The organism is Ureibacillus thermosphaericus (genome assembly GCF_012396605.1).
GTDB lineage: Bacteria > Bacillota > Bacilli > Bacillales_A > Planococcaceae > Ureibacillus > Ureibacillus thermosphaericus.
Genome location: NZ_JAAXPW010000002.1, coordinates 139,783 through 165,610 on the forward strand (window position 1 = coordinate 139,783; position 25,828 = coordinate 165,610).

Genomic DNA, 25,828 nt, shown 5'->3' on the forward strand with positions numbered 1-25,828 from the left:
AGCAACTCGGAGGTTTAATAATATGAAAAAAATCGGCCCAAAAGGCATGAAGTGGTTAAAGATCATCCATGTGTTTCTAGTAGTAGTCTTTTTCGGAGGCATTTTAAGTTCGATTGTATTAAATTTACATATTGATTTCACAAAATATGATGAATCCTATCTCGGCTATAAAAATATGATTATCCTTAGCGATTATATCGTTCGATTGGGTGCTGTAGGGACTTTATTAATCGGATTTGTTTACGGTTTTTTCACCAATTGGGGATTTTTTAAGCATCGATGGGTTGGCGTTAAATTTGTTCTATATATCATCCAAACAATCGTCGGTATTTTTATTGTTGACGAATTAATGGTGAGAAATATGGAATTGTTGGAAGCGCAAAAAGAAATGGCAATCAGCAATCCAACTTTCGTTCAAAACCATAAAGTCATGCAATCTGCAGTGTTCTTCCAAATCACCGTAACCATTTTCATCTTCGTTATTTCGTACTTAAAACCTTGGCGGAAGAAAAAAGTTCAAGCGAAACAAAGTTAAAACTACAAAAAAGCGTGGCCGTTGAAACCACGCTTTTTTATTTTATACTGTGGAAACATCCATATCATTACAATGGATGTAGCTTTAAAATAAAAGGCAACCCCCTCACTTGTTCTTTCGTAACGACTGCACCAAAGTACATCAAACCTCTCAAAGAAAGCTTGAAATTCACATTCCCATTTCGACTTATATCCAATTACGGTTTCATCCTGTAAACCTTGATAAACACAACTACCAAAGGACATCTGGATTTATTTATATCTGCCGCCGACCGCTGTCATAGCACCAATCATTAAACGATAAAGTAGTGTAAGAGAATTCCTGATTCCTACGAGGTGATGAGTTTGAGCAACTATAAAAAAGCAGCTCTTCAAAAATTGATGGATTTGAAAATTGATGTTGCCTTCCAAAAGGTGATTGGCTGGGAACAGCATCATAACGTGACGCTCACTTTTTTAAATGAGATCCTGAACCGAGAGCCGAGACAAAAGATTCAACGCATCACCGTTCCATCCAATTACTTTTATGAAGAAAATATACTAGCACCCGTCCATTTTATCGGTATTACAAAAGACAGCAAAAAACTGCATATATTAATTAACTTTTTTAATCGTTTCGATATTGTAAAACGCTCTCTTTATTACGCAACGAAAGCCTATGCAGAACAAAGTGAAAACGACTTGCAACCTGTTATTTTCATCAACCTTTTAAGCTATGAATTATTCAATCAAACCGAAAACTTTCATGCGGTTTATCTTTTGCAAGAGCAACATACTGGCACTCCCCTCCCCGATGTATTCGAATTGCATTTCATCGAATATCCAAAAATAATACGGGATTTTGAAGCGAAAAAAATCGATCCTTGGAACGACGCAAAGGCAAGATGGCTTTTACTGCTCGCAATCGTTGACCATCGCAATGGAAATGTATATAACGACATTTATAAAGAGTTAGATCTAATCTCTTTAAGGGATGACCACATTCGAGCAGCGTTGAATCGTTGGAAAGAGTTAAGCCAGTCAAAAGATGAAATGGAAGTCTATGAGGAACGCTTGAAGCAAACACTTGAAGAGGAGGTGGAAGTGCGGGAAGCAAAACGTCGTGAAGATGAAGCCTTTGAAAAAGGAGCAAAAAAGCTGCAAATGGAAATTGCAAAAAAAATGCTTGCTGAACAAATGGATATCCAATCCATTTCAAAAATCACTGGGCTATCTCTAAAGGAGATTCAAGAATTAAGGTAGTTATATTCTTCAAAGCATGCGTGTTGTTCTGTTGAAATAAACTATTGTCGATGATGGGGTTATTTATTTGGACTGATGTGTTCTAAAGGCGTTCGTTTTTGCAACGCTTTTTATTTTGCTTTCGTTCGCTAATCTGCCCTCTACAATTTACCAAATATCTATAGAAACGTAGAAACCATACTATTTTATCCCCCTCTGTTCATATTTCTCAATGTCTACTAGTTGACTAATACGAATATGTAATGATAGTCTATCTCTTGATTTTAATTTATCGAATATTAATAATCTTCTAAATTTATATCCTATTATTGCTTAATGATGGATCAATCTATGGGGAGGGATTTTAAATGAACAAATGGCTTTTTAGCATGTTAGTCATCTTAACAACCTTTTTAATGGGTTCATCTTTTGCTATCGGTAAGATTGGCCTTTCATATACAACACCGCTTTTATTAGTCGGCATACGTTTTTCTTTAGCAGGAGTGATTATGGCCATCGCTGTTCGATTATTAAGAATCCCTCATCCTAAAGCCTTTTTCCAATGGATCAAAATCGCTGTCATCGGTTCCTTTCAAACAGCTGGCGTTATGTCATGTATCTTTCTCAGCTTAAGGACAATTTCAGCGGGGCAATCTTCCATATTAACATTTATGAACCCACTTTTAGTCGTTATCTTTGGAACGATTTTTATGAAATTATCGTATAACCTACGCCAATGGACAGGTGTGATATTAGGTTTTATTGGAGTATTCATAACCCTTGGGGCGAAGTTAAGTTTTGAAATCGGGTCGATCCTCGCATTTCTATCTGCAGTTTCATGGGCAATTGGCACATTGCTCATAAAAAAATGGGGAAATGAATTTAATACATGGGTATTGACGGCCTACCAAATGTTATTTGGCGGCATCATATTGTTAATTGGAAGTCTGATTTTAGAAAATCCCTACTTCCGAATAACCGGCACATCCATTTCTATCGTATTGTGGCTCGCCATTATGGCATCCATCGTCCAATTTGCAGGCTGGTTTTATTTGCTTCAAAAAGGCGATCCCGGCAAAACAAGCGCCTTTTTGTTCTTGGCACCATTTTTCGGGGTTCTTTCTGGATGGTTAATATTAGATGAAACGATTAATTGGTATGTGACCATCGGAGGTCTTTGCATATTTACTGGAATCTTCTTAGTGAACTGGACTAGCAGCAGGAAGATGGAGGCTGGCTCGTTGGAAACTTCATTAAATAAATAAAAATATTTCTTTTTCATGCCAAATAAAATCAATGGGCATAGCAGTTTCATTTACTTTCTGCTATGCCCCTCTAACATTCTGCTAATCAGCCAGTGAAAGTAATCAAAATATCCTTGCACGGAGACCCACCATTTTATCCTAAGCTACAATAACTGATAAACCCCTATTTCATTTCTTCCACTTTAAACCTTAACACTGTTTTTAATTTTTCCGGTGCCGTTTTTCTCGGATCTGAAATATAGATTTCTTTATGGGTTTTTTCTGCCCGCTTTAAGTTATTTTCTGCACAATACTGTTCCATCCGTTCGAAAGTTTCCCATTCATCATCGAAACTGCCGATATGCATCGCTTGTACACATAACCCTTCCGAAATCGTTTCAAATTGAACTTGGTTGACATCCAAATCCGGCTTTTTCTTCTTCACCGTATCCCGTGCATATTGAAACAATTCTTCCGTTACAAAATCCGGTTGCCGAATCATTAATTTATACACGAGATGATTTTTATCCAAATAATCTTTCGTTCTCCCCTCTTCATCCAAATCCCAATGCCCTTCCAATGGAAACACGGTATATTCATAATACCCTTCCGGCGTAATCCCCTTTTTCGGCATCATTCGAATCGCATAGGATAAAGCATAAAGAATTTCGATATGCTCTTGAAATGGTTTCTCGTTCGGATTTCCCTTGCCATCAATCGTAAAAAATTTCATCGATGGCACATGAATAGTGGTTGGTTGTGTACCGGGCAAGTAAAGTTCTTTTAAATGTTTTCTCCATTCAAATTTACTCATTTATTATCACTCTTTTCTTACAAAACATTTTATCTTCTGTTAATATCAATATTATTGCATAGCATTACCGGAAACGGATTAAAATCATTCACTGAAGAAACACTTTCACTCAAATTATTGACACAATCAGGAAATTCTTTGCATTTTAGCTACAATGGATATAAGTATCTTAGACAATGCCTAGTTATTAGTACAATACTAAAAGCGACAATCGCTAAAGAAAGGGATTAAGGATGACAAATATTCTCCTCATCTTAGTTTTACAGTTGATTTATGTTCCATTGCTTACATTGCGCACAATCTTTTTAGTCAAAAACTTAACGTTCCTAGCAGCAATGATTGGAACGTTAGAAATGCTCATTTACGTCTTTGGGCTTTCCCTCGTATTCAGCGGGGATCAAAGTTTTCTTGCAATGATTGTATATGCAGTCGGCTTTGGATTAGGGATCTTTTTAGGAACGAAAATTGAAAATAAATTAGCGATTGGTTACGTGTATGTAACCATCAATACTCAAACGAAAAACCATGAATTAATCAATACACTCCGCTCCAACGGTTTTGCTGTTACAACCTACGTTGGTGAAGGACGAGACAGCGAACGTTACAAATATGAAATTTTAGCAAAACGAAATCGTGAGAAAGAGCTCTTTGAACTCGTTAACTCCATCGAGCCAAAAGCATTCATTATTTCCTATGAACCGAAATCCTTTAAAGGCGGTTTCCTTGTTGATCGAATGAAAAAACATAAAAATCATTCATAACAAATTCATTTTGAGACAGCGAAGATTGCGGAATCTTGTCTCGACAACCGCAGAAGCAAAGAGTAAAAGATTATTGGACAAGTGGGGGTGTCTAGAAAGTTATACGACTTTCTAGACACCCCTATAATATGCTTTTATCCTACATATCGGCGTAATATGCGATCCACCGATGGACCATATGATTCCCCAAACATATTTAAATGTACTAATAAATAATAGAGTTGATACAATTCTTTGCGCTCTTCATATTCTGGTGAAAGCGGGAATACCGATTGATATGCCTCGTAAAATCGTCGAGAAAAACCACCGAATAATTCCGTAAAAGCAAGTTCCATTTCATGATCTCCGAATAGGATTGCAGGGTCAATTAAATACGGAACCCCTTCCGGACCCGTCATCCAATTACCTCCCCACAAATCCCCATGCAATAAGCAAGACTTTGGTGTTCTCGGAATCCACTCATCTAATCTCTCCATCAGTTTTACAAGCCTTTTTTCGCGTGTCTGTCCCATTGTACCTGAAGCTTTTCCCCGCTTCCATTGGCCAACTAAACGCACGTCCCTATAATATTCCACCCAATCATCCATCAATCGATTTTGTTGCGGCAACTTTCCAATATAACTTTCCCCTTCTAAACCATATCCTTTTGCATCGGCAAGGTGAAGTGTTGCTAGACGTTCTCCTAATAGCGCATCCGTTTCATAAGTCTTTTTCCCTTCAATCCACTCTAGCCAAAGCATGGGAATGCCTTCTATTTCTAAGCAACCTAATACATTTGGTACATTGATTGTACCGGTCCCCTGAATCATCTTCAGCCCGCGCTCTTCAAATTGGAAAAAGCCGATATTCATTTGTTGATTCAGCTTTACAAAATATTCATGTTGATTTGTTAGCACATAATATGCTTTATTAATATCGCCGCCGGATACTGGATGAATTTCTTGAATTTTTTCGTGGGGTGAAATCGTTTGTAATCCTTTTTTTATCATCGTAATCAATTTGACCACCCTTATCATTGTTCTATCGATTAATACTATCCTCATATAAAAATAATAAATCAAAATTACTATGGTTTCTTTTCTAATGTTCTTTTTTAAGATACAAACAATATAATCAAGTCTTTCATCCATATAAAATTATCTTTTCCGAAATAATAATCATAGTTCTTTTTCACTACTTTTTTGGATCGTTTATATTTTCCTTCATTATTATTCCAATATAGATAAACTCTCTAATCTCGTTGATTTTCAACTGATTATCAATAACGTTAATGAGGTTAAATAGAACGATTATGAGTTTTCTTATGAATATCTTTTTATATTTGTTATCATTATTTTGATAGTATATTTATCCCATAAAAATTGCAAAATTATGAAATTATAAAATTCCGAAAAATAGATATTTTGATAGATACTCTAGGAAATTTACTTTTTCCTTTAGAGAGGAAGATTCATATTATCCAATATAGTTTAGGGCTGATTGGGACTCTATACACGATTATTGCCCTTCATTACACGTTAAACATTAGTTTTTCATTAAAAAATGTATTTTATATCATGCTTTTGATTGTGCTTCCCTCCCTCATCTCATATTATTTTTTTCCTGTTTGGGTTGGGATTTTTATATCATTCATTACGATTTGTGTTGTATTTTTCTATATTACGAGAACAACTAAAGCTCTCTATCATGTGTTATTACTAATTATTGGACAAATGATTTCATACTCTCTAACGAAAATTTTCATGTTGCCAATTGAGTTAAACGCTTTCGCTTGGCTAGAGCATGTTTTTATGATTCTATTAAATGTAATCTTTGTATATATTTTCTTCAAGCGATTAAATAAAGGAATTGAATTTACTAATTTCACTATGAATATGCAATTATTTATTTTTTTTATTTTATGTTCCTCATTCATAGTGTTTCTGATAAACATTTTTTTTAGCACATTAATGGTAGATAGTTTTTGGATATATGTTTATTTTTTTACACAATTTCTGTATCTCGTTATTCTATTGACCGTGCTGTATTTGTTGCAACGTCAATTCCACAAAAATCAGCATTTAAAGATGGAAATGGTGAAACAGAATCAGTTGTCAAATTATATTGTTGCGCTTGAAACAATTAATGAAGATATGAAGCATTTTCGCCATGATTATGCTAATATCCTCTTTACACTGCAAACATTTATCGAAACAGAAGACATACAAGGATTAAAACATTATTTCCAATCTCGAATCTTAAAAGTAGAACAGCAAACACTCCTAACCAACAAAGCATTTTGCCAAATTAAAAACTTAAAACTCATGGAGTTAAAGGGGTTAATCGCTTCAAAACTGCTCATTGCTGAACAATTAGGGATAAATGTTCATCTAGAAATTCCGGAAGAGGTCCATACAGCTCCCGCTGATATGATTGACTTATCACGAATCATTGGAATCTTAATTGATAACGCAATTGAAGCAAGTGAAAAAGCATCTACTAAACAAATTCAAATTGGATTCATTCAAACTCCTTCATCAATGTTAATTGTCATAAAAAATACTTTTGATGAAATGCCGGATATGAATCTATTATTTAAAGGATATTATTCTACAAAAGGGGAAGGACGCGGAATCGGACTTGTCAATGTAAGAAAACTATTGCATAAATACCCGAATGCAACTATGAATACTCGCATCGAAAATGGATGGTTTATCCAAGAATTAGAATTTCGCTAGACGGAGGTGCCGAGTGTGAATATTGTAATTTGTGAAGATAACTATGAACATCGACAATTTATTCAATCTCAAATTTTAAAATATTCAACTTTTCATGAACCTAGTATAGAAATTGTATTATCTACAGGGCATGCCGAGGATGTGTTAAGTTTTATTGAAGAGCAACGAGGGGATTGTTATTTTCTCGACATTGAGCTAAATAATGAAAAGATGAGGGGTTTAGAGTTAGCTGCTGCAATACGCAAAAAAGATCCATTGACCAACATTATTTTTATTACACAACACGCAGATCAACTTCAACTTACTTTTTCGTATAAAATCGCTGCATTGGACTTTATCGTAAAAGATAGCCCCACTCTACTATCAAAACAAATTATCGATGCTTTAAAAGTGGCCTTCGAGCGTTATAAACAACTGGGTGAATCGAAGGAAGAACCCATTTTCCAAATTAAAATAGGAGAAAAAATTAAAAATATTTTATTGGACGATATTTACTATTTTGAAACATCCCATATCATTCATAAAATCATGCTCTATGAAAAAAATGGCTGTTATGAGTATTATGGGAAACTAAAAGAAATTGAGAAAATTGATGACCGCTTTTTCCGATGCCACAAAAGTTACGTCATCAATTTACAGCATGTAAAAGAAATAAATAAAAAAGATCGCATTGTCATTATGACAAATGGCGGTATATGCCAAGTTTCTCATCGCAATTTGCGTCTTATGCAAAGACGGTTAGATGAATTTTTATGCAATTGTTTAGAAAAACAGAAAATCGAAGCTTGACCCACTTAACCTTAAGTCGTCAGGTTGATTAAAAAATCAGCGCCTCCGAATTGTTTTGCTTGCATTAACCAAATCGGAGGCGCATTTTTTTCGTATTTTAATCATTGCATCTATTCTTCTTTATGCTCTTCTTCGTTCTCACCAAAAATTGTCACAATCTCGTCAGATTTTTTACGATCTTTTCCTTTTGGCAGTTCATCAAAATAACCAAATTGCACCATGCCTACAATTCGTTCTCCAGGCTTTACTCCTAGTGCTTTACGAAAATCTGGTTTATCTAAAAATTCCGGAGTTTTCCAACAAGATCCAATGCCGTAATCCCATGCTAGAAGCATCATATTTTGAATGAGTGCACATGCTGCTGCAAAGTCTTCTAATCGTTCCTTTTGGCGAGGGTCTTCTGGAACAATCACAAACACATAACCACCTGGTGTTGTGAATTTTTGCATGCGTTTTTCTACTTCTTCCTCCGAAAGCGTTCTCCAATCCGGAATCGTTGTATTGCGCAGTAAATCATGAAGTTGGAACAGTTCTTTACCACATGCCACGACAAGTCGCCAAGGTTCACGGTTTTGATGATTTGGCGCCCAAACGGCATCATCTATAATTTGCAATAAATCCGCTCGATCTACAGGCTGTCCGTTGAATTTTTTAATCGATCGTCTTCCGATAATGGCTTCTCTTACCGTTAACGCTTGTTCATTCATTCGTTCATTACTCTCCTTAAAAATATAGGTTGAACTTTATTACGTTTATCTCCAAACAACCTTATCACAAAACTTGTTGAATTTAAATATCCATTATTAGAGCCTCTATTCTTTATTATATAACACACTTCCTATTCGGTCGAAAACGTTAATAGAATATATCATCTATTTTAAAGAAATAATATTGTATATTTGGCGTATAGGCATATGAATTGGAATAATCATAGTGTCGGTCCGCACTAGGTCCTGTATGGGCATGAACGTAAGGAACACCATCAATCACGCTTGTCACAATAGTGCTATGATCGATGACTCCATTCCCTTGAAAGTCATAAAAAATTACATCTCCAGGTTCTAATTCGGAAGGAGTATAAACACGCTTAGCCGTTAACCCTGCTTTAGAACTCTCCAAATACCATCTTAAACTATGAGCAACCGCCCAACTATAACTCCATGTTTCATTTGGATAATAGTATTCTCTCGCTCCAACTTTCCAGCCATCCGTAATCCACCAACCCTTGTTTCGATTCGGATAACCTGACATCGGAGCTCCTCCTGCACGCAGCGCTTGTGATACAAAATTTGTACAATCCACTGTAAAAATAGGATAATTTGGATTAAACGAATCCCACCAAGTTCTTGCATAATCGACAGCTGCTTGCCGATTGTAATAAATTGCTATTTGCTTACCTCCTTTTTTCCATCATCTTATGAATAAATCGCTGTTTTCTGAACTTCCTACATATTGTTCTAATCAAGAAAAAATTGTAAAATTCTGATACAATATTATTTATGAATATCTATGTATCCACATTATTTTCATGGTAAATTTTTGAAATTTCATCATATATTTATTAGGGAATTCTTTTGAATTATGGATTGAGAGGATGTTGACATTGGTGCAGCATGCTGAAAGAGAAATTTTTGAGTGGACTAGTTTATGCGATAAAAAGGGAAATTTAAATCCTGCTGCTATTGGTTATGCTAGAAAACCAATTATCGAATGTAATTTATCTGGACATTTTATGCGAAAGAAGAAATGGAATTATTGGTGTTGTTACGGAGAAGATGTATTATTTTCTGTTACGATCTGTCATTTTGATTACGCTGTTTCTTGCTTTATTTACTTTCTAGAATATGAAACTCAACGTTTCTTTGAAAAAACCGTTACAATTCCATTAGGCGTTGTAAAAAAATTAAAAATGCCAACTCGTGTACTTGAACCAATTCGATTTACAAACAGCGAAATCAATGTCAATATCTCTTATTTTCAAAATCAAACATTGCTAGCGGTCAGTTGCGATAACTTTGATAACGAGCCCCTAAATGTTAATTTGAAGATATTGCATCCTGTTGGCGACGAATCGTTGAATGTCGTCGTGCCATGGAACCGCCACACTTTTCAATTTACCGCAAAGCATCACATACTGCCGACGAAAGGATTTATCAAACTTGGAAATAAGCGATATGAGTTTCATGAGGAAGAATGTTTTAGCGTATTGGATTTTGGAAGAGGTGTCTGGCCACGGGAAGTGATATGGAATTGGGCAAATGCTTCCCAGCGACTTCGCAATAAGCGAGTAGGGTTAAATTTTGGAGGTAAGTGGACGGACGGTACAGGTATGACAGAAAACGCTGTATTCGTAGATGGAAAAATGACAAAAATCCATGAAGACGTCATTTTTGAATATGATCGCTCTAATTTCAAAAAACCTTGGTACATTACAACAAAGTTTACCGACTCCATCATGCTTACCTTCCATCCATTTTTTGAAAGGGTAGCAAAAACGGATTTAAAGCTTGTGCAATCAGAAGTGCATCAGCTAGTTGGCTATTATAACGGTAAAGTCAAATTGGAAGATGGAAGTACCCTCATCATTCAACAAATGTTAGGCTGCATTGAGGAACACGTTGCTAAGTGGTAACAAAAGTGAATTAAAAGCTTATGTTGATGCTTTTCTACTGACTGACGCTTACGTATTTTCACAAAACAATTGCAACGATGTAAACCACCGCACGAAAAGATTGAATAAAAGAATTTGAGCCTGACCAAAAGTTTGGCACTTTTCGGTTAGGCTCTTTTTTCATTTAATTTACATGATTAATTGTTTATTTTCATTCGCCAAAATAGAATTGGAAACTTTTACCTTGCTCTTCCCACCTAATTGTTCCATCACAATTTCACCAATTTTTCTCTTCCAGTTACCTTTTCAATCTTGAAAATAGAAAAAACCTCTTTGAATCTCGACTCTTTCAAAGAGGTTTGCTTTATTAATTATTTCTTTAGAACTTCATACAGTTCTTCTGGACAATCCGTAATGATTCCTGCCACTCCTAAATGCAGTAACATTTTCGCTTGTTCTTTATCATTGATTGTATATACCCTAATAGGTATCCCAACTTTCAAAGCCTCCAATACAGGACGTCGCCTCACTGCCCTGTATGCTACATGAAGAGCATTTGCTGGAAATAAAGTCCGGTACCACTTCATGTTTAATATGCTGTAAGAAAACAACGGAGCCGTTTCAATATCTGGTGCTAGCTCTGCCATTCGCTTAACAGCTTCGTGATCGAAGGAAGAAATAATGACCCGATCTCTTAATTGAAATTGATCTACTTCTTGTAAGACAAGATCTTCCAACCCTGGATAGAGAAATTTATCTGATTTCAATTCAATATTTATCTTATGATGAGTATCTTTGAATAAATCAAGCACTTCCGCTAATATAGGGATTTTTTCGCCCTGGAATTTTGGATGGAACCAAGAACCAAAATCAAACTTCCGCAATTCTTCCAACGTCATGTCTTTAACGTATCCTTTTCCATTGGACGTTCGATTAATTTTTTCATCGTGAATGACAACAATTTTTCTGTCCTTTGTAAGATGAACATCCAACTCGACACCGGTAATCTTCAGCTTTGCCGCCGCTTTAAAAGCTGCGAGTGTATTCTCAGGATACTTTGATGAATAGCCTCTATGGGCAAAAATGTGCATGAAGTAACTCCCTTCACATAGATGTGATTCACTCTGTTCATGTAGGCTGTCTTGCACTCTTCGTTTAACTATTCCACAAAAATTCGATTCAACTCTTTCTCCAATAAATAGCGTATGCGGCCTCTTTCAATTGGAACCAGCCCCATTAAAATATGTAAAGCAATTCCGTCAATTAACGCATGCAACAAAACAATCTCTTCTTCCAAAAGGATATCCTCTTTTAATAAACCCGCTTTTTGCAAGCGGTGTAAAATCTCCACAATAACTTCATGCACTGATTCTTTTTGTAACTCCTTTTTGCGAATTTTATAGGAGATATACTCTAGCCATACTTGCATTTCTATTTTCTTTTCTTCAGGAGGAATCAACTCCATTAATATATTGAGCACTTGGTCTTTAGGAGGAAGATGGCTTTGGATGTGCTCCATTATTCGTTCTGTTACTTGTTCTTGAACGAGCTGCATCGCAAACTCCAACAGTTCTTCTTGCGTTTGAAAATAATGACGAACAGCTCCTAATGAAAGATTCGCCTCCTTTGCAATAGAACGAACTGAAGCACCTCCTAACCCCTCCCGTGCAATTACATTCCAAGTTGCTTTCGCGATGATTTTTCTTCTTTCTTCATGGTCAACAATTTTTGGCATGATTTTATTATAACATTATTTAATACAGTTGTATTAAATAATAAAACGTAGTAATATTTTAATACAGATGTATTAAAAAAATGTGAGGTGAGCTATTGAATGCTTTTTTGGATCATTGCCGCTGAAATTGCTTTCTGGATTGTGATTATTGCAGGGCTTTTCACACGATATATATGGAAACGAAATAGACTCAGCATCTTCTTTTTCTTACTTACACCCGTTATAGATTTTGCTTTGCTAGTACTTACTGCAATCGATTTGAAAAACGGAGCCACAGCAAGCTTTGCCCATGGTCTTGCTGCTATTTACATTGGAGTTTCTATTGCTTACGGAAAATCTATGATTGCCTGGGCGGACAGCAAATTCCAAAGTTGGATATTAAAGAAGCCTTCCAAGAAAAAAATATTATATGGCAAGGCTAAAGCTGTTTATGAAATGAAGATGTGGGGCCGCCATCTTTTAGCGTATATCATTGGATGTAGCCTCCTTGGCCTTATGATATGGTATGTTGGGGAAGAAATTGATCCACTTATGCGTGTTTTAAATTTGTGGACTATTGTATTGGTTATAGACTTCATCATCTGTCTATCATACGTGATCTTTCCAAAAAAAGAGAAGAAATGAGGATAATTTTTGCGTACTTTGTTAGACAAGGTGCGTATTTTTATTGATTGTTACTAGATAATACTAGAGATTTCAAATACTGGTGATATATCCGCTGGGGAGCTTTGTATAGTTTGAGTTGCATTTGTCGTAATGTTGACTGCACATGAACCATATTCTCCACCACCATCTGGGGCACCAGGCCCGCCATTCGGACCAATCATGAAGGTAATTGTCGCAGTTGTTGTACGCATAACCGCATCAGTAATCGTTAATTGTACCTTATATGTTCCTTCCGCAGTTGGTGTTACTTTCGTTAAGGCACTTGGACTGATGTAACTTCCATCATAGCGATTCATGTGCGGTTTTTCTGCATTGTCAATCGCTTTATTCGTTATGAGTCGCCCTTCAACCTTTTGTCCAACAATTGAAGGTCCTTCTACAACCTCTAACGTGTAATCAACCCAATTTCGAATTTCGCCAAATCGGTCATTTGCAACATACTCAAATCCAGCAAAATCCATAAATATGGGTTTATTCGGTGCGGAATAATCGTTTGTATTACGTAAAGTAAAAGTCGTAATATCAGGGTAATCTGTCCGATAGATTTCTAGACACGTATCGTTAATATCAGTACAATTATTCGATGCTTCACCCCCACTATAAGCGGCTAAATCTCGAATGTAGTAATATGTTCCGAGTGCTTGTTCTGTATATGTTTTAATATTATATGTTGGTGTTTTATTCAAAACATACTCTGGATTTCCATTAAACATATCTTCAACGTCTTTTTCGCTAAACATTGAAACTAACTGTACGTTATATGTTTCGGTTTCAACACTAGGATGCACTGGTCCGTATGGTGTCGCAAAATCAACGTCAACAGGTCCCATAATATAGTAGAACGGTTTTTTATAAATAAAAGCCTTATGCATCCCAAATCGCCCTTCTACATTATGGTAGTTATTCACATCTTGCAAGGGCGTTGCACCATCATCTACATGACCATGGTAAATCGTTGGATAGCGTAAGGGTCCGAACCACGGGCGTTGTCCTAGATGATTCGCCATTTGACTATTGGAACGAGCAAGTGGATCTGGGCCTAATCCATCTGAATCTAACAAAGTATTTTCAGTCCAATCATACATCGGAATACTTCCACCATCAGATGGCGTATCAAGTTCTGAGCAAATTACTAACTTCTCCGCAATTGGATAAGCGACAGGAAGCGAAACGTTTTGTGCTTTACTGTCTTGGTCTACACGATATGCACCGTCAGAAGCTCTCATAAATAATTTAAGAGTTCCCGGAAGTGTAGCTAATTCGACCGTTACTTTATCGCTAAATCGCCCTCCACTCGCATTCACATCTGATTTTGAATAGATTAAAAACGGATTATCTGCTCCATCCCACCATCCAAAAATTTGGACATTGTGAAGTTTATTTGATATCGGCATATATTCTTCTACTTCAAATTCAATCGTTATTGTAGAACTACTTGGATAACAACCCGTTGTAGTTGGTTGTTCTACTATGTTGAATTTTGTTACTTTAGGATTTGAAGTATTTGAAATATAGATTGTATTCCCTGACGTTGAATACTCATATCCTGCTACATCTAGTAAATCAGAGAATTTGTACTGTCCGAAACCTGTTTTCGGATATGGTGGTTGAAACCAATAATAAGTATAGTTATCTCGAAGTTCCGCAAAAACTTGATTCGGACTCTCCGCAAGAACATCTACCCATTGGTCACCCGCCAGTTCCCCACTAACCATTAAACGTGTAATAGAACCATCTGACGCTCTATAACGACGTACTTTACCTAATGTATTTCCCGAATCTTGATTGACAACCGTTACTAACCCGTCATAATACCAATGAGTTTTTCCATCCAATGATGGATTAAGAGTGAGTAACGTGTTTTCATCAACCGATGAATCGGGCGGAGTAATCATTGCTGCGTTTGCAATAATAGTTGGTAATGTCGGCATATAAGGTAAGAAGGTTGATAAAAAAACAAAGCTAATCATAAACCATATTCTAATTTTATGTCCTCTACCCTTTTTCATCATTTTTCACCCCCTTCCAAAAGGGTAGAGGCTTACCATAATGGATTAGCTAAATCTCGTTTTTTACATCTTAATCCGTCAAACTCTAAGCATTTATATTGTGGTTCACGTACATGAAGAGTGAATTCCTCTCTCGCTTGGTTTACACCTATTTGTATTTCGTAACCATCAATATAAATTAACTCCATATTATCGAACTCAACATTATTGGCGTTTGGTCTTGCTTCAGCCACTTTTTGTGTAATCATTGGACTTAAAATTTCTACAAAATGTTCTGGATACGCAATTCTTAACCATGCTTGAGCAAGTTGTTCTGCTTCTTTTTCTCGGTAATCAAAGTTGATTTTTCCCATGTCCTCTCCATCACCGTTGAAATATAACAATTTGTTGGTAAGTCTACGTGTCGGATTTTTGTACCCTTCCTTTGTAACTTGAATTTGAGAAGTGTAGGCATAATTAGACATTGGCTGTATTTTAAGTCCTAACGACCGTAATTCATCTAATCCCTCTTCATATATTTTTAAGTTGATAGGATTTAATTGGAACGATTTTACATTAAATGGTTTTCTTTCTGTAAACACATCTTCATTTTCTTTATAAATTGAAATAAGTTTTTCTGCAATTTCATTAGAAGTATTTAGATCAATTAAGTCTGAATAATCATCTTCTTTAACTTCTTCCTCTTCATTTGGTAAGCCGATATTATTCATTGCTCGGTACATGAATACTGCATAGTGCATACGAGAAAGCGGTTCTTCTGCTCTGAACGTACCATCTTCATACCCCGTTGTTACACCTGCTTTGTAGAGTGCTTCAATGTATGGAGCGTATTGGTGTAATTCTGAAATATCCTTGAACGTTCTTTTCGCTACCTTTTCTGGAATATCCAAATTGAAAGCAATGGCTAACGCTTTCGCCATTTCGCCGCGCGTCATATTTTGAGTTGGATTAAAGAATCTTCTACTATCCACATCAAAAATACCCGCCATTTGAAGTTCTTTAATTTGGTCATGGTAAACATGTGTTGATGGAATATCCCGATATTGTTGATATGGTACAGTTGGTTTTAGGTCTGTTGCGCGGCTAACTAAGACCGCTGCATGTTGACGGCTAATCATTTGATTCGGCTTGAATGTGCCATCTTCATAGCCTGTAATAATGCCTTTGTTTACCATCTCGTTAATAATTTCAAAATACGAATGTGTTGTCGGTACGTCTTTGAATGTTTTTACCGCCGCAACCGTATAAACCGGTGTGCGTAATTCTTGTTGTAATGTTTCAGCATTTACTTCATTCACCATTGGATTGAAAACAGTTGGTACTGTTAAAGCCAATGCTAATGCGGATGCTGCGATAAATGACTTTTTCTTACATAGTTTCATATACATGACTCCCTTCCTAGAAACTTCTTTCTATACCTTTATTTTACCTTATATGTCGATAGTCGCAAATTTCGCTCGGTTGTTACGCTTTTAAACATGCTTCGTCAAAGGGAGTTGTGGAATAAACTTCTGAAAAGTAATTTCTTCGTCGCTACTAATAAATTCTTTGTCATTTATTCCGTATATCATAACGCCGTTTTCTTTTTGATGAATGGATACAACTCTGTATTTCATTCCTTTTTTGAGCTTGCGTAGGATGATGCCATTTCTTGAACATGTCCGAACATGATCGCCTAATACTTCAAGTTCTCCGAGACTAATAATGAATTGCTTCCTATCTATATCTTTAATGTATAAACCACCTTCAATTTCGCCGATATTACCTTCAACACGGTATAAATACTTCGTGGTTCCTTTATCTAAGTATTCTTTGCTTTCAATTAATCTATCACCCTCTTTTCGATATAAAGGAGTGACTAATGTACAAGTGATACTTCCAATCGGTTGTGAATGAGTTTCTTCCTTTAATAAGGACACCATAAAGCAACACCCCTTCTAATTATTTAGACAATCCATTTCGCTATATCCATTTTTGGCAGCATCCCTTTTAGATGAATAGATTTCATCTGCTTGATAAGGGAATTCGCATGACTCATACCAAAATCGCTTATATCCATCAACTTCTCCTGCTAAAATACGGTCTTTAAAATTCAAGCGAGAACCAACAAAGGCATACTTATGATAAAACACTGTATCCAGTTGGGAAGGATAGCCTTGGAAAAAGGCAAGTATCGAAATATCATCGACGGTGTTATACCAATCTTCTTTTGGTATGAGCGGCATAACAAACTTATAAGTCACGTCTAGTCGTAACTTTGAAAACCTCTTCCCAAATATTTACCTATCCCCAATAAAAAATTCCATCAGCAAAAATCAAATTATTGCTGATGGAATGACTTCATTCTCTAACTCTCAATAACCGCATGCTATTTAATGTAACTAATAACGTTGCGCCCATATCGGAGAAAATGGCAATCCAGAGAGTTAACCATCCTGGAACGACAAGTAGCAACGCAAGAAGTTTTACCCCTAAAGCAAAGGCGATGTTTGTTTTAATAACGGCTAATGCTTTGCGACTTAATTTGATCGTAAAGGGTAGTTTGTTTAAGTCATCGGACATAAACGCAACATCAGCAGTTTCAAGGGCTGTATCTGTTCCTGCACCACCCATAGCAATGCCAACTGTGGCGGCCGCTAAAGCGGGAGCATCGTTTACACCATCCCCTACCATCGCTACTTTACCATATTGTTTTCGCAACGTTTTCACAAACTCTAACTTGTCTTCAGGCATTAAATCCGCTTTTACTTCTAATATTCCTGCTTCACTCCCTATGGCTTTTGCGGTTGCTTCATTATCGCCTGTCAATAACACCGTTTTTTCAATGCCGAACTCATGCAATTTTTCCAACATTTCTTTGCTAGATTCGCGAAGTTCATCTCTAACGGCAAAGATTGCGAGAATTTTTTCTTTTGTCCCTAAATACATCACCGTTTTGCCCTCGTTCTGGAGTATCGCCGTTTCCTTCTGGATAACTTCCGTCAAGCCATTTTGGAAAATCTCTATAAATAAATTGGGACTTCCAATATAATACGACTCTCCTTCAATGGTTGCTTGAATACCCTTACCAGTGATGGATTTGAATTGCTCTATCTCCAATTCCGAATGATTCACTCCTGCCTCTTCTGCCCTTCGCACAATGGCCGATGCAAGCGGATGACTGGAGCTTTTCTCTAATGCATAAGCGATCGCCAGTATTTCTTTTTCATTTGACGCTTCATCCATTACCTTCACATCTGTCACCACAGGTAATCCCTTCGTCAGCGTACCTGTTTTATCAAAGGCGATAGCTTTTAATGAACCCATTTCTTCAAGATAAATACCGCCTTTGATGAGCACTCCCTTTTTCGCAGCAGAACCAATAGCAGAAACTATCGAAATTGGCGTTGAAATTACAAGGGCACATGGACAACCAACGACTAATACTGCTAATCCCTGATAAATCCACTCTAACCAAACTCCACCGAAAAATAATGGTGGAACAATTGCTACAAGCAAAGCAATCATCATAATAATAGGCGTATAGTATTTAGCAAATCGGTCGATGAAGGCTTGAGCAGGAGCTCTTTCTGTCTGCGCTTCTTCAACTAATTCAATGATTTTTGATAAGGTTGTATCTTCTACATATTTTGTAATTCGAACCTCTAATAGTCCTTCTTCATTGAGGGTTCCAGCGTAAACTTCATCTTTCTCCTTTTTCTCAACAGGAATCGATTCACCGGTAATTGCTGCTTCGTTTACAGTTGATGTCCCCTTCACCACAACGCCATCCATTGCAATCTTCTGGCCAGGTTTTACAATCATCATATCCCCAATCTTTATCTCTTCAACTGGAAGGATTAATTCTTCACCGCCTCGTCGAATCAATGCTTCATTCGGAGCAAGTTCCATTAACGAACGAATGGATTTTCTCGCTTGATCCATTGAATATCGCTCTAAAGCTTCACTAATGGCAAACAAAATGACGACGATGGCACCTTCCGCCCATTCACCGATAATAACCGCACCAATAATTGCAACTGTCATGAGCGTTCGCATATCAAAGTCGAGATGGATTAAATTATTTAACCCTACTTTAAACAGCGAATATCCTCCTATGATGATAGAAGAAATAAAGAGCAACACAGTAATGAGATTATCTTCCCCATTTACAAAGGTTGAAATATACCCGAGAACAATCAGTAACCCAGAGAATAATAACGTTTGATATTTTTCATAAAAGGGAACTGTCGATTCTTGCTGATTCTCTTTTTTTGTCGAGGATTTTCGAATCACTTTATCCGGATATACTTTCAAATTTTCAAAAGCCCCTGCTCGTTCCAATTCTTCTACTGTCGCATGCCCAAATACGGTGATTTTAGATGCGCCAAAATTGACTTTTGCATCCTCCACTCCCGGCAATGCCTTCACATTCCGTTCAAATTTCCCCGCACAATTTGCGCATGAAAAGCCTTCTACACGATAAATTTGTTTCTCAACTTCTTTCAACTTTCGTCACCTCTTGTTGGTGCTTGAAAGCAATCTCTATGAGCTGCTTCACGCAATCATCATCGAGAGAATAATAAACAAGTTTTCCCTCTTTCCTATATTTTGCTAGCCCCAAATTGCGTAACAGCCTTAAATGATGGGAAGCAGTTGCAGTTGAAGCATTGATAATATTAGCTACATCACACACGCATAACTCTTCTTCCACGGCTAATGCATATGCAATTTTTATGCGTGTTTCATCAGCAAGGGCTTTAAAAATCTTGGCCACTTCCAGCGTTTTTTGTTGAGCAAGTTGCTCCTGAACTCTCTTTACTTTTACCTCATCGATACAGGTAACTTCACAAACATCGTGTTCTTTTGGCATATCGTTCCCCACTATCATTCAAATACTTATTTGAATATTAGTATATGATGTAAAAGGTTAATATTCAAATATTTATTTGAATGTAATAAATAAAAAAATCCGTACATCTAGTAGAAGATGCACGGTTTGAATCGTATTTCCTGACAACACTTGCTTAATTCCATACAGCGACCATAGGTGAAATCATGATTAGTAATGCAAAACCTGCAATAAAAATAGGCTTTGTAGATGCTCGTTGATCCTTTATAAATGAAGCAATCGAATAAACGAGAGAAAATACAAAAACAAACGGCCAAACAAACCAAGTCCAATAAAATAATATAGCTATGCCCTTTAAGACTTCTATCAGCATTTCTCCATCCCCTATTCAAACTACATAAAATAATCAGTTAAATTTTACCATAAAATAAAGCTGTTCCTAAATAGTAGAACAGCTTTATTTTCTCGGAGGTACTCGAACATACCCTCTCTTCTTCACTCTTTTCAAGGCAGCTTCCGTAAATGCTTTAAATAGTCCTCGTTCTCTCTTTGGTGCACTAGGCTTTGGTAATCCAGGGATTCTCACAATAAACAACTCCTTTTGTATATCTTATTTAGAGATGAACAAAAGTATTCTTCACAAGAAAACTTGTTTTAAACGTGAAATCCCTATAATTTATTAAACAAAACGACTACTCAACTTCCCCTTCCCAAGCACTCATGCCACCAATCATATTTGTAGCATTAAACCCATTATTTTCTAAAATCGTTGTTGCTAGGGCACTGCGACCACCTGCTAAACAAACGACAATATACGGTTTATCTTTTGACAATTCATTCATGCGAATAGGAAGTAACCCTAATGGAATATTAACTGCTCCCGGAATATGCCCTCCGTGGTATTCCTCTATTTCACGAACATCCAGTATATTTAGTCGCTCTCCACCTTCTAAACGTTGTTGCACTTCTTTCGCACTAATTTCTTTCATGCATAAATCCTCCTTTTAATTTTTCCAAGCATTCATGCCTCCACGAACATTTGTGACACGTTCATAACCTAGCTTTTTTAATTGTTTGCAAGCTTGGCTACTTCTCATCCCGCTTTGACAAATGACAATGATTTCTTTATCCTTTGGAAGCTTTGTAAAATCTGAACCTAATGGCAAGTTTTGAAATTGCCGAATATGATTGGCTTTATATTCTGCAGGAGTTCGTACATCAATCAATACTTTGTCCTTGTCATTTAACATATTCTTCAATTCGTTTGTTGAAATAGTATTCACATTTACCGGCTTTAAGCGCCATGCAATGAACACAATGATGACTGCTAACACTATCCATTCCATATTTCTACCCCCCTATACCCTTATAGGTATAATTTTTATGCTAAATAAATAGCTGTTTATACAGCTATCTTTTAACGGCTCTTTACGATTAAATTAATGGCTTCTTGTACTAATTCATCTACATCTTCTGATTTACTATTATTCATACATTCAATTAAATTTTCGCTTACAATAACGCCAATTGTTCGATCGACTGCAGAACGCACAGCGCTTAGTTGAGTTACAACATCTTTACAATCTTTTCCTTCTTCCATCATGCGCAGTATTCCGCGTATTTGCCCCTCAATACGTTTAATGCGATTTTTTGTTTTCGCATCATATTTTTTCAATTATGTATCCCTTCTTTCTTGACGCTTATTCTAATTTCAGTTTATACCCTCATAGGTATAAAGTCAACTATAATAAAAGCGATTCAAGGAACGAATCGCTTTATTTCATCTACGAATCATGATTAATAATCCAGACATTATAATGGAAAACTGAACGGATTGCAGCGGTTCACGGTCATAAATAAAAAAGTAAGCAATAGCAAATAAAAGTATTAAGTATACGAAAGCTTGTCTTAATTTCATAAGCAACCCCTTCATCTGTCTTACTACTATCCTATTAAGGAAGGGGTAAGCTTATGATACGGATTTTAATTTAACCGCCTGGAATTGCTAAAGGAAAGCTTACATACTCATGATATTTCGGCGTTCGATCTAAATGTGTTTCGTAAAGAACAATTTCCGTTACATTGAAAGAAAAGGTTTTTCCATCTTTCTCTCGAATTTGTAATAACGTTCCTTCTTCAAAAGCATCCTCACTCTTCCATTTTCTCGCTAACGTTATATGCGGACGGAAAGGTTTTTTATCCAATTGAAAACCCGTTTTTTCACATTCCCTATATACCGATTTTTGGATGGAATCGAGCTGTTCTGATGATTCCACATCTGCCCAAAAAATTGTGGGAGCCTTTTTCGGACCGAAAATCCCTAAGGAATTCAACGTCAAGGTGAAAGAAGATTCTTTTTCTAAGATTGGTTTTACCTTTTCCACGACTTCATTTAGCATCGATTTTTCAGCAAACCCTAAAAAAGCTAAGGTGATGTGGTAATCTCCCGGATGAACCCACCGGGCAAAAGGGAAATCTCCTTTTCTCGCTTGAATCCATTCATATAAGAAATCTTTTGCTTCTTTCGGTAATTTTACTGCAAAAAAATAATGATGCTTTGCCAATAAAATCCCCCGTTCCTAATTAACAATTCATTATAGTATTTACCCCTCTAATAATTTTAAACCGATCACTGCTAGTAGAATAATAAAAATACACATGATTCTTTTCCAATTACGTGATTCTTTGTAAAAGAACATACCAACTAGGGTACCACCGACAACACCTATTCCTGTCCAAACTGCATAAGCTGTTCCCATTGGAATTGTTTGCATCGCAAATTGCAATAGAAACAAACTTCCAACAAAACTTGCACTAAATATCACAATCGGTCTCCAACTGCTACGAGCTGCATATTGATTCATCGCCGCAACAACTAACGTTTCCAATAATCCAGCTATAATTAACGCTCCCCATGCCATTCCTTATTCACATCCTTTTTCTCTTCATCAGTCACAAGTTTCAATCCAATCACACCTGCTAAAATGAGCAATATGAATAAAATTTTTAAAAGATGAAAAGGCTCGCCAAAAAATACAATTTCACTGATGACAGCCCCTATACTCCCTAATCCAACAAATACCGAATATACTGTACCTGCAGGCAAATATTGAGATGCATTGATTAATAAATAATTGCTTAAGATGATGGCGATGATCGTTCCTAACCATTCAAGGAAAGTACCTGCATGAGCAAGACCAATAACCCAAAGCACTTCAAATAAAGCTGCGATATAGACTTTCATCCACTGTTTGTTCATATTCACTCCTCCAACAAAAAAAGCCTAAAGAGATAGATTTATCTCCCAGGCTTTTATCCTTCCGTGTACGCAAATGCGTCGTTTTCTCTCGGACCAGACCTACAAATAGCGGAACCCTAGAAAACTGTTTTCTTGTTTAATTTGATAATTATTGTGCCATATTGGCAAGAAAGTTGCAAATTCGAACTGTTTATTTGAAATTGTAATCTGTTACGATTTTTTCTCTGCTCGTTGTCACATCTGTAAAGTATTCATATAAACAAATCCCTAAAAATGAACCGGAAACGTTATAAACATTTGTAAAGCCTAAGTGTTGTAAGATTTTTACTGCATTGTAGCTCCGTTGTCCTGAACGGCAATGGATATAAACCGGTTTATCGCGAGGAATTTCATCTACCCGCTCGCGCAATTCGCTCAACGGAATGTTAATAGCATTTACTAAATGGCCACTTTCAAATTCATGGTTTTCCCGAACATCAATAAATGTTGCTCCTTGTTCAACTAAGTTTCGCACTTTGGAAACGTGAACTTGCTTATAATCTGCATGTAAAATATTTAATCCGACAAGAGCAGCGATATTCACAACATCCCTAGCGGTGCTATACATTGGAGAATAGGTTAATTCGAGCTCTTTTAAATCTTCAAGGGTACCCCCCATCGTAATTAAAGCGGCAATCACATCAATTCGTTTATCTGCATTTCCTTTTCCAATGGCTTGAGCACCAAGGATTCTACCTGTGGGTACTTCAAAAATGAGTTTAAAATGAAGCGGATTGCTGTTTGGCATGAGTCCCACTTTATCCGGTGCAATCACATAAACACTATCATATCTGATGTTAGCCTCTTTTGCTGCTCTTTCATTTAATCCCGTCACGGCACAATTTAAGTCGAAAATTTTGACGCTTGATGAACCAATAACTCCTTTATTATTTGTTTTTTGACCATATATATGGTCTGCTGCCGCTCTTGCCTGTCGCACAGCTGGTCCTGCTAAAGCAAGTCTTGTTGGTTTGTGCGTTAAGCGGTGGTACACTTCGATGGCATCTCCTACCGCATAAATGGATGGATCAGACGTTTGATAGTTGGCATTGACTTTAATGCCGCCCAACTCGCCAATTTCAAGTCCTGCTTCTTTCGCAAGAGTGATTTCAGGCTTTACCCCAATTGCCAGCACAACCGCTTGGGCTTCCACTTGTTTTCCTGAATTAAGTTCAATTGCATTTTCTGTTATTTTCTTCAGCCCATCTCCCACAATTAATTGAATACCATGGTCAAGCATTTCTTTATGCAGAATCTGCACCATATCTTCATCAAACGGTGCCATAATTTGCGGGGAGTACTCAACCAATGTGACTACTTTTCCAGCTTCTCTCAAGTTTTCTGCCACTTCTACTCCGATGAATCCACCGCCAATGACAGCAATTCTTTCTACATTCGACTGATTCACATATTGATGTAATCGATCAATATCGGCTACATTTCTTACAGTAAATACATGAGGCAGGTTCACCCCTTCAAAAGGAGGCACAACAGGATTTGCCCCCGGTGAAAGAATGAGAACATCATAGCTTTCCTTATACACTTCATTTGTTTCTAAATTTTTTATTTCTACTGTCTTTTCTTCCCGATGAATTCGAATTACTTCTTGATTTACACGGGCTTCAATATTGTATTTCGTTTTAAAGCTCTCAGGCGTCATCAACACTAATTTTTCTTTTGACTCAACAACTCTCCCTAAATAATACGGCAATGAACAATTGGAAAAGGACACGTGCGGCCCCTTCTCAAACATAATAATTTCTGCTTTCTCATCCAAACGGCGCACTCTCACAGCAGCTGTTGCACCACCAGCTACGCCTCCCACTACCAATACTTTCTTCATATCAAGCACTCCTTTATACCCTGAATGGTATTTTGTTTCATCCCCAAAACCTCTGTGCATCAACAATAATTTTTCAAAGAAGAACTAATTTAATTACAATATATACCCCCGTAGGTATTTTGTCAACGAAGCTTTTCTTAAAGAATGAATGTAAGACGCAGCATTATTAACATAAACAGAATTCCTTAAAGGAAAGGCAAAATGTAAAAAGAGGAAAAGGATGAGTGCTATTAGTGGACCTCGTATTAGAAGCACAAAAGGAAGCTTTAGAAACATATATATACGGAAATCAATAAAGCGTTAATTAACGGACTTTGTGCTTTATTGGAAATCCGCTTTTTTCACTGGTATTGTCAATGAAACCCATTTTACTTTCTGAATAGGAAGAGGATGTATACATGATAAATGCACCTGTATATCGGGTAACAGTGGAAGCCCTATCATGAATGAAGATGGAAATGTAATTGGAATTATCTACGCAGCAGTAAGACATGAGAGTTGGCTGTTTGTCCCGATCGAATACTTACAAGAAAGAATAGACAATTGGCTCCCTCCTCACTGGGCTACTCTTCATGTTGTTGAAGGGCGAACTTCTTGAAATGCCAATTAAAGAGCACGCATTCCCTTCTTATCTTCTAAATTTTGACAGCCTTGCTGATAATTTTATTAATTAATATTCGACAATTTAATTCACATACATTTTGTACTAATGATTACTCGAAATAATACGACACATTGTTTTATTAATATATAAA

Annotated in this window: 31 protein-coding genes and 1 riboswitch; of the genes, 9 read left to right on the forward strand and 22 right to left on the reverse strand. The window is 36.6% G+C overall.

Annotated features, from left to right (window positions below; genetic code table 11):
* The first annotated feature begins 22 nt into the window (after positions 1-22).
* The 3 genes from HF990_RS02000 to HF990_RS02010 all read left to right on the forward strand — a co-directional run bounded on the left by HF990_RS02000 (position 23) and on the right by HF990_RS02010 (position 3,020).
* Complete coding sequence (locus tag HF990_RS02000) at positions 23-535, forward strand: DUF2269 family protein (RefSeq protein ID WP_168411882.1); 513 nt, start codon at positions 23-25, stop codon at positions 533-535.
* 344 nt (positions 536-879) lie between these two features.
* A complete protein-coding gene (locus HF990_RS02005) occupies positions 880-1,776 on the forward strand; it encodes an Rpn family recombination-promoting nuclease/putative transposase (protein WP_016838793.1) in 897 nt (298 codons plus the stop codon).
* Between the two features lie 347 nt (positions 1,777-2,123).
* Entirely contained in the window at positions 2,124-3,020 is an 897-nt protein-coding gene (locus tag HF990_RS02010) for a DMT family transporter (protein WP_016838792.1), read from the forward strand.
* Between the two features lie 163 nt (positions 3,021-3,183).
* Here the strand turns inward: HF990_RS02010 and HF990_RS02015 are convergent, their stop codons facing one another.
* Entirely contained in the window at positions 3,184-3,813 is a 630-nt protein-coding gene (locus tag HF990_RS02015) for a GyrI-like domain-containing protein (RefSeq protein WP_016838791.1), read from the reverse strand.
* Between the two features lie 233 nt (positions 3,814-4,046).
* On the opposite strand from HF990_RS02015, the gene HF990_RS02020 reads away from it, so the two are divergent.
* Positions 4,047-4,574: a DUF2179 domain-containing protein gene (locus tag HF990_RS02020; RefSeq protein ID WP_016838790.1), complete on the forward strand. Its 528-nt coding sequence runs from the start codon at positions 4,047-4,049 to the stop codon at positions 4,572-4,574.
* Positions 4,575-4,708: 134 nt separating this feature from the next.
* Here the strand turns inward: HF990_RS02020 and HF990_RS02025 are convergent, their stop codons facing one another.
* Entirely contained in the window at positions 4,709-5,563 is an 855-nt protein-coding gene (locus tag HF990_RS02025) for a fructosamine kinase family protein (RefSeq protein ID WP_184656208.1), read from the reverse strand.
* 1,086 nt (positions 5,564-6,649) lie between these two features.
* On the opposite strand from HF990_RS02025, the gene HF990_RS15280 reads away from it, so the two are divergent.
* Together HF990_RS15280 and HF990_RS02035 are read left to right on the forward strand one after the other, a co-directional pair.
* Positions 6,650-7,291: a sensor histidine kinase gene (locus HF990_RS15280; protein ID WP_157782654.1), complete on the forward strand. Its 642-nt coding sequence runs from the start codon at positions 6,650-6,652 to the stop codon at positions 7,289-7,291.
* A gap of 15 nt (positions 7,292-7,306) precedes the next feature.
* Positions 7,307-8,080 (forward strand): LytR/AlgR family response regulator transcription factor, encoded by a 774-nt coding sequence (locus HF990_RS02035; protein ID WP_168411885.1) that lies wholly within the window; start codon positions 7,307-7,309, stop codon positions 8,078-8,080.
* Positions 8,081-8,190: 110 nt separating this feature from the next.
* Here HF990_RS02035 and HF990_RS02040 read toward each other — a convergent pair whose 3' ends face one another.
* Positions 8,191-8,787 carry a nitroreductase family protein gene (locus tag HF990_RS02040; RefSeq protein ID WP_016838786.1) on the reverse strand — a complete coding sequence of 199 codons (597 nt, stop codon included), beginning with the start codon at positions 8,785-8,787 and terminating at the stop codon, positions 8,191-8,193.
* A 148-nt stretch (positions 8,788-8,935) separates the two neighbouring features.
* The gene (locus HF990_RS02045; protein ID WP_096550180.1) at positions 8,936-9,469 is read right to left on the reverse strand and encodes an amidase domain-containing protein; all 534 of its coding nucleotides are present in this window, start codon (positions 9,467-9,469) and stop codon (positions 8,936-8,938) included.
* Positions 9,470-9,683: 214 nt separating this feature from the next.
* Here HF990_RS02045 and HF990_RS02050 point away from each other — a divergent pair, with 214 nt between their 5' ends.
* Positions 9,684-10,712: a DUF2804 domain-containing protein gene (locus tag HF990_RS02050; RefSeq protein ID WP_168411886.1), complete on the forward strand. Its 1,029-nt coding sequence runs from the start codon at positions 9,684-9,686 to the stop codon at positions 10,710-10,712.
* Between the two features lie 350 nt (positions 10,713-11,062).
* On the opposite strand, the gene HF990_RS02055 is transcribed toward HF990_RS02050, so the two are convergent.
* Both HF990_RS02055 and HF990_RS02060 read right to left on the reverse strand, forming a co-directional pair.
* On the reverse strand, positions 11,063-11,782 hold the full coding sequence (locus HF990_RS02055; RefSeq protein ID WP_168411887.1) for a glycerophosphodiester phosphodiesterase: 720 nt from the start codon (positions 11,780-11,782) through the stop codon (positions 11,063-11,065).
* A gap of 68 nt (positions 11,783-11,850) precedes the next feature.
* On the reverse strand, positions 11,851-12,426 hold the full coding sequence (locus HF990_RS02060; protein WP_168411888.1) for a TetR/AcrR family transcriptional regulator: 576 nt from the start codon (positions 12,424-12,426) through the stop codon (positions 11,851-11,853).
* Between the two features lie 99 nt (positions 12,427-12,525).
* Between HF990_RS02060 and HF990_RS02065 the strand changes: the two genes are divergently transcribed.
* Complete coding sequence (locus tag HF990_RS02065) at positions 12,526-13,050, forward strand: hypothetical protein (protein ID WP_168411889.1); 525 nt, start codon at positions 12,526-12,528, stop codon at positions 13,048-13,050.
* A gap of 53 nt (positions 13,051-13,103) precedes the next feature.
* Here HF990_RS02065 and HF990_RS02070 read toward each other — a convergent pair whose 3' ends face one another.
* The 16 genes from HF990_RS02070 to HF990_RS02140 form a co-directional block, all read right to left on the reverse strand.
* On the reverse strand, positions 13,104-15,104 hold the full coding sequence (locus HF990_RS02070; RefSeq protein ID WP_168411890.1) for a hypothetical protein: 2,001 nt from the start codon (positions 15,102-15,104) through the stop codon (positions 13,104-13,106).
* Between the two features lie 29 nt (positions 15,105-15,133).
* Positions 15,134-16,483: an S-layer homology domain-containing protein gene (locus HF990_RS02075; protein WP_168411891.1), complete on the reverse strand. Its 1,350-nt coding sequence runs from the start codon at positions 16,481-16,483 to the stop codon at positions 15,134-15,136.
* 90 nt (positions 16,484-16,573) lie between these two features.
* Positions 16,574-17,023, reverse strand: a complete 450-nt coding sequence (locus HF990_RS02080; protein ID WP_168411892.1) for a hypothetical protein — start codon at positions 17,021-17,023, stop codon at positions 16,574-16,576.
* 15 nt (positions 17,024-17,038) lie between these two features.
* Positions 17,039-17,344, reverse strand: coding sequence for a hypothetical protein (locus HF990_RS02085; protein WP_016838776.1), 306 nt, complete (start codon positions 17,342-17,344; stop codon positions 17,039-17,041).
* A gap of 97 nt (positions 17,345-17,441) precedes the next feature.
* Positions 17,442-19,589 carry a heavy metal translocating P-type ATPase gene (locus HF990_RS02090; RefSeq protein ID WP_168411893.1) on the reverse strand — a complete coding sequence of 716 codons (2,148 nt, stop codon included), beginning with the start codon at positions 19,587-19,589 and terminating at the stop codon, positions 17,442-17,444.
* Positions 19,576-19,953, reverse strand: a complete 378-nt coding sequence (locus tag HF990_RS02095) for an ArsR/SmtB family transcription factor (RefSeq protein WP_096550173.1) — start codon at positions 19,951-19,953, stop codon at positions 19,576-19,578. The genes HF990_RS02090 and HF990_RS02095 overlap by 14 nt, the downstream gene beginning before the upstream one ends.
* A 154-nt stretch (positions 19,954-20,107) precedes the next feature.
* Positions 20,108-20,305, reverse strand: a complete 198-nt coding sequence (locus tag HF990_RS02100; RefSeq protein ID WP_168411894.1) for a hypothetical protein — start codon at positions 20,303-20,305, stop codon at positions 20,108-20,110.
* A gap of 84 nt (positions 20,306-20,389) precedes the next feature.
* Entirely contained in the window at positions 20,390-20,518 is a 129-nt protein-coding gene (locus HF990_RS15175) for a hypothetical protein (protein ID WP_016837695.1), read from the reverse strand.
* Between the two features lie 106 nt (positions 20,519-20,624).
* Positions 20,625-20,921 carry a rhodanese-like domain-containing protein gene (locus HF990_RS02105; RefSeq protein WP_168411895.1) on the reverse strand — a complete coding sequence of 99 codons (297 nt, stop codon included), beginning with the start codon at positions 20,919-20,921 and terminating at the stop codon, positions 20,625-20,627.
* 15 nt (positions 20,922-20,936) lie between these two features.
* Entirely contained in the window at positions 20,937-21,278 is a 342-nt protein-coding gene (locus HF990_RS02110; protein WP_168411896.1) for a rhodanese-like domain-containing protein, read from the reverse strand.
* A gap of 71 nt (positions 21,279-21,349) precedes the next feature.
* A complete protein-coding gene (locus tag HF990_RS02115; protein ID WP_016837692.1) occupies positions 21,350-21,607 on the reverse strand; it encodes a metal-sensitive transcriptional regulator in 258 nt (85 codons plus the stop codon).
* Positions 21,608-21,712: 105 nt separating this feature from the next.
* Positions 21,713-21,850: a hypothetical protein gene (locus tag HF990_RS02120; RefSeq protein ID WP_016837691.1), complete on the reverse strand. Its 138-nt coding sequence runs from the start codon at positions 21,848-21,850 to the stop codon at positions 21,713-21,715.
* A gap of 70 nt (positions 21,851-21,920) precedes the next feature.
* Positions 21,921-22,496, reverse strand: coding sequence for an RNA 2',3'-cyclic phosphodiesterase (gene thpR / locus HF990_RS02125; protein ID WP_168411897.1), 576 nt, complete (start codon positions 22,494-22,496; stop codon positions 21,921-21,923).
* 39 nt (positions 22,497-22,535) lie between these two features.
* Positions 22,536-22,853, reverse strand: coding sequence for a DMT family transporter (locus HF990_RS02130; RefSeq protein WP_168411898.1), 318 nt, complete (start codon positions 22,851-22,853; stop codon positions 22,536-22,538).
* Positions 22,835-23,191, reverse strand: coding sequence for a DMT family transporter (locus HF990_RS02135; RefSeq protein WP_016837688.1), 357 nt, complete (start codon positions 23,189-23,191; stop codon positions 22,835-22,837). The genes HF990_RS02130 and HF990_RS02135 overlap by 19 nt, the downstream gene beginning before the upstream one ends.
* Positions 23,192-23,231: 40 nt before the next feature.
* A riboswitch (guanidine-I (ykkC/yxkD leader) is annotated at positions 23,232-23,322 on the reverse strand.
* Between the two features lie 59 nt (positions 23,323-23,381).
* The gene (locus HF990_RS02140) at positions 23,382-25,073 is read right to left on the reverse strand and encodes an FAD-dependent oxidoreductase (RefSeq protein ID WP_168411899.1); all 1,692 of its coding nucleotides are present in this window, start codon (positions 25,071-25,073) and stop codon (positions 23,382-23,384) included.
* Between the two features lie 394 nt (positions 25,074-25,467).
* Between HF990_RS02140 and HF990_RS15335 the strand changes: the two genes are divergently transcribed.
* Positions 25,468-25,671, forward strand: a complete 204-nt coding sequence (locus HF990_RS15335; RefSeq protein ID WP_311733625.1) for a hypothetical protein — start codon at positions 25,468-25,470, stop codon at positions 25,669-25,671.
* The last annotated feature ends 157 nt before the right edge of the window (positions 25,672-25,828 follow it).

Coding starts and splice junctions, on each gene's coding strand:
- HF990_RS02000 (WP_168411882.1), top strand. CDS start 23: ATGAAAAAAATCGGCCCAAAAGGCATGAAGTGGTTAAAGATCATCCAT.
- HF990_RS02010 (WP_016838792.1), top strand. CDS start 2,124: ATGAACAAATGGCTTTTTAGCATGTTAGTCATCTTAACAACCTTTTTA.
- HF990_RS02015 (WP_016838791.1), bottom strand. CDS start 3,813: ATGAGTAAATTTGAATGGAGAAAACATTTAAAAGAACTTTACTTGCCC.
- HF990_RS02020 (WP_016838790.1), top strand. CDS start 4,047: ATGACAAATATTCTCCTCATCTTAGTTTTACAGTTGATTTATGTTCCA.
- HF990_RS02025 (WP_184656208.1), bottom strand. CDS start 5,563: ATGATAAAAAAAGGATTACAAACGATTTCACCCCACGAAAAAATTCAA.
- HF990_RS02040 (WP_016838786.1), bottom strand. CDS start 8,787: ATGAATGAACAAGCGTTAACGGTAAGAGAAGCCATTATCGGAAGACGA.
- HF990_RS02055 (WP_168411887.1), bottom strand. CDS start 11,782: ATGCACATTTTTGCCCATAGAGGCTATTCATCAAAGTATCCTGAGAAT.
- HF990_RS02060 (WP_168411888.1), bottom strand. CDS start 12,426: ATGCCAAAAATTGTTGACCATGAAGAAAGAAGAAAAATCATCGCGAAA.
- HF990_RS02065 (WP_168411889.1), top strand. CDS start 12,526: ATGCTTTTTTGGATCATTGCCGCTGAAATTGCTTTCTGGATTGTGATT.
- HF990_RS02070 (WP_168411890.1), bottom strand. CDS start 15,104: ATGATGAAAAAGGGTAGAGGACATAAAATTAGAATATGGTTTATGATT.
- HF990_RS02075 (WP_168411891.1), bottom strand. CDS start 16,483: ATGAAACTATGTAAGAAAAAGTCATTTATCGCAGCATCCGCATTAGCA.
- HF990_RS02080 (WP_168411892.1), bottom strand. CDS start 17,023: ATGGTGTCCTTATTAAAGGAAGAAACTCATTCACAACCGATTGGAAGT.
- HF990_RS02095 (WP_096550173.1), bottom strand. CDS start 19,953: ATGCCAAAAGAACACGATGTTTGTGAAGTTACCTGTATCGATGAGGTA.
- HF990_RS02100 (WP_168411894.1), bottom strand. CDS start 20,305: ATGCTGATAGAAGTCTTAAAGGGCATAGCTATATTATTTTATTGGACT.
- HF990_RS02105 (WP_168411895.1), bottom strand. CDS start 20,921: ATGAAAGAAATTAGTGCGAAAGAAGTGCAACAACGTTTAGAAGGTGGA.
- HF990_RS02110 (WP_168411896.1), bottom strand. CDS start 21,278: ATGGAATGGATAGTGTTAGCAGTCATCATTGTGTTCATTGCATGGCGC.
- HF990_RS02120 (WP_016837691.1), bottom strand. CDS start 21,850: ATGAAATTAAGACAAGCTTTCGTATACTTAATACTTTTATTTGCTATT.
- HF990_RS02130 (WP_168411898.1), bottom strand. CDS start 22,853: ATGGCATGGGGAGCGTTAATTATAGCTGGATTATTGGAAACGTTAGTT.
- HF990_RS02135 (WP_016837688.1), bottom strand. CDS start 23,191: ATGAACAAACAGTGGATGAAAGTCTATATCGCAGCTTTATTTGAAGTG.
- HF990_RS02140 (WP_168411899.1), bottom strand. CDS start 25,073: ATGAAGAAAGTATTGGTAGTGGGAGGCGTAGCTGGTGGTGCAACAGCT.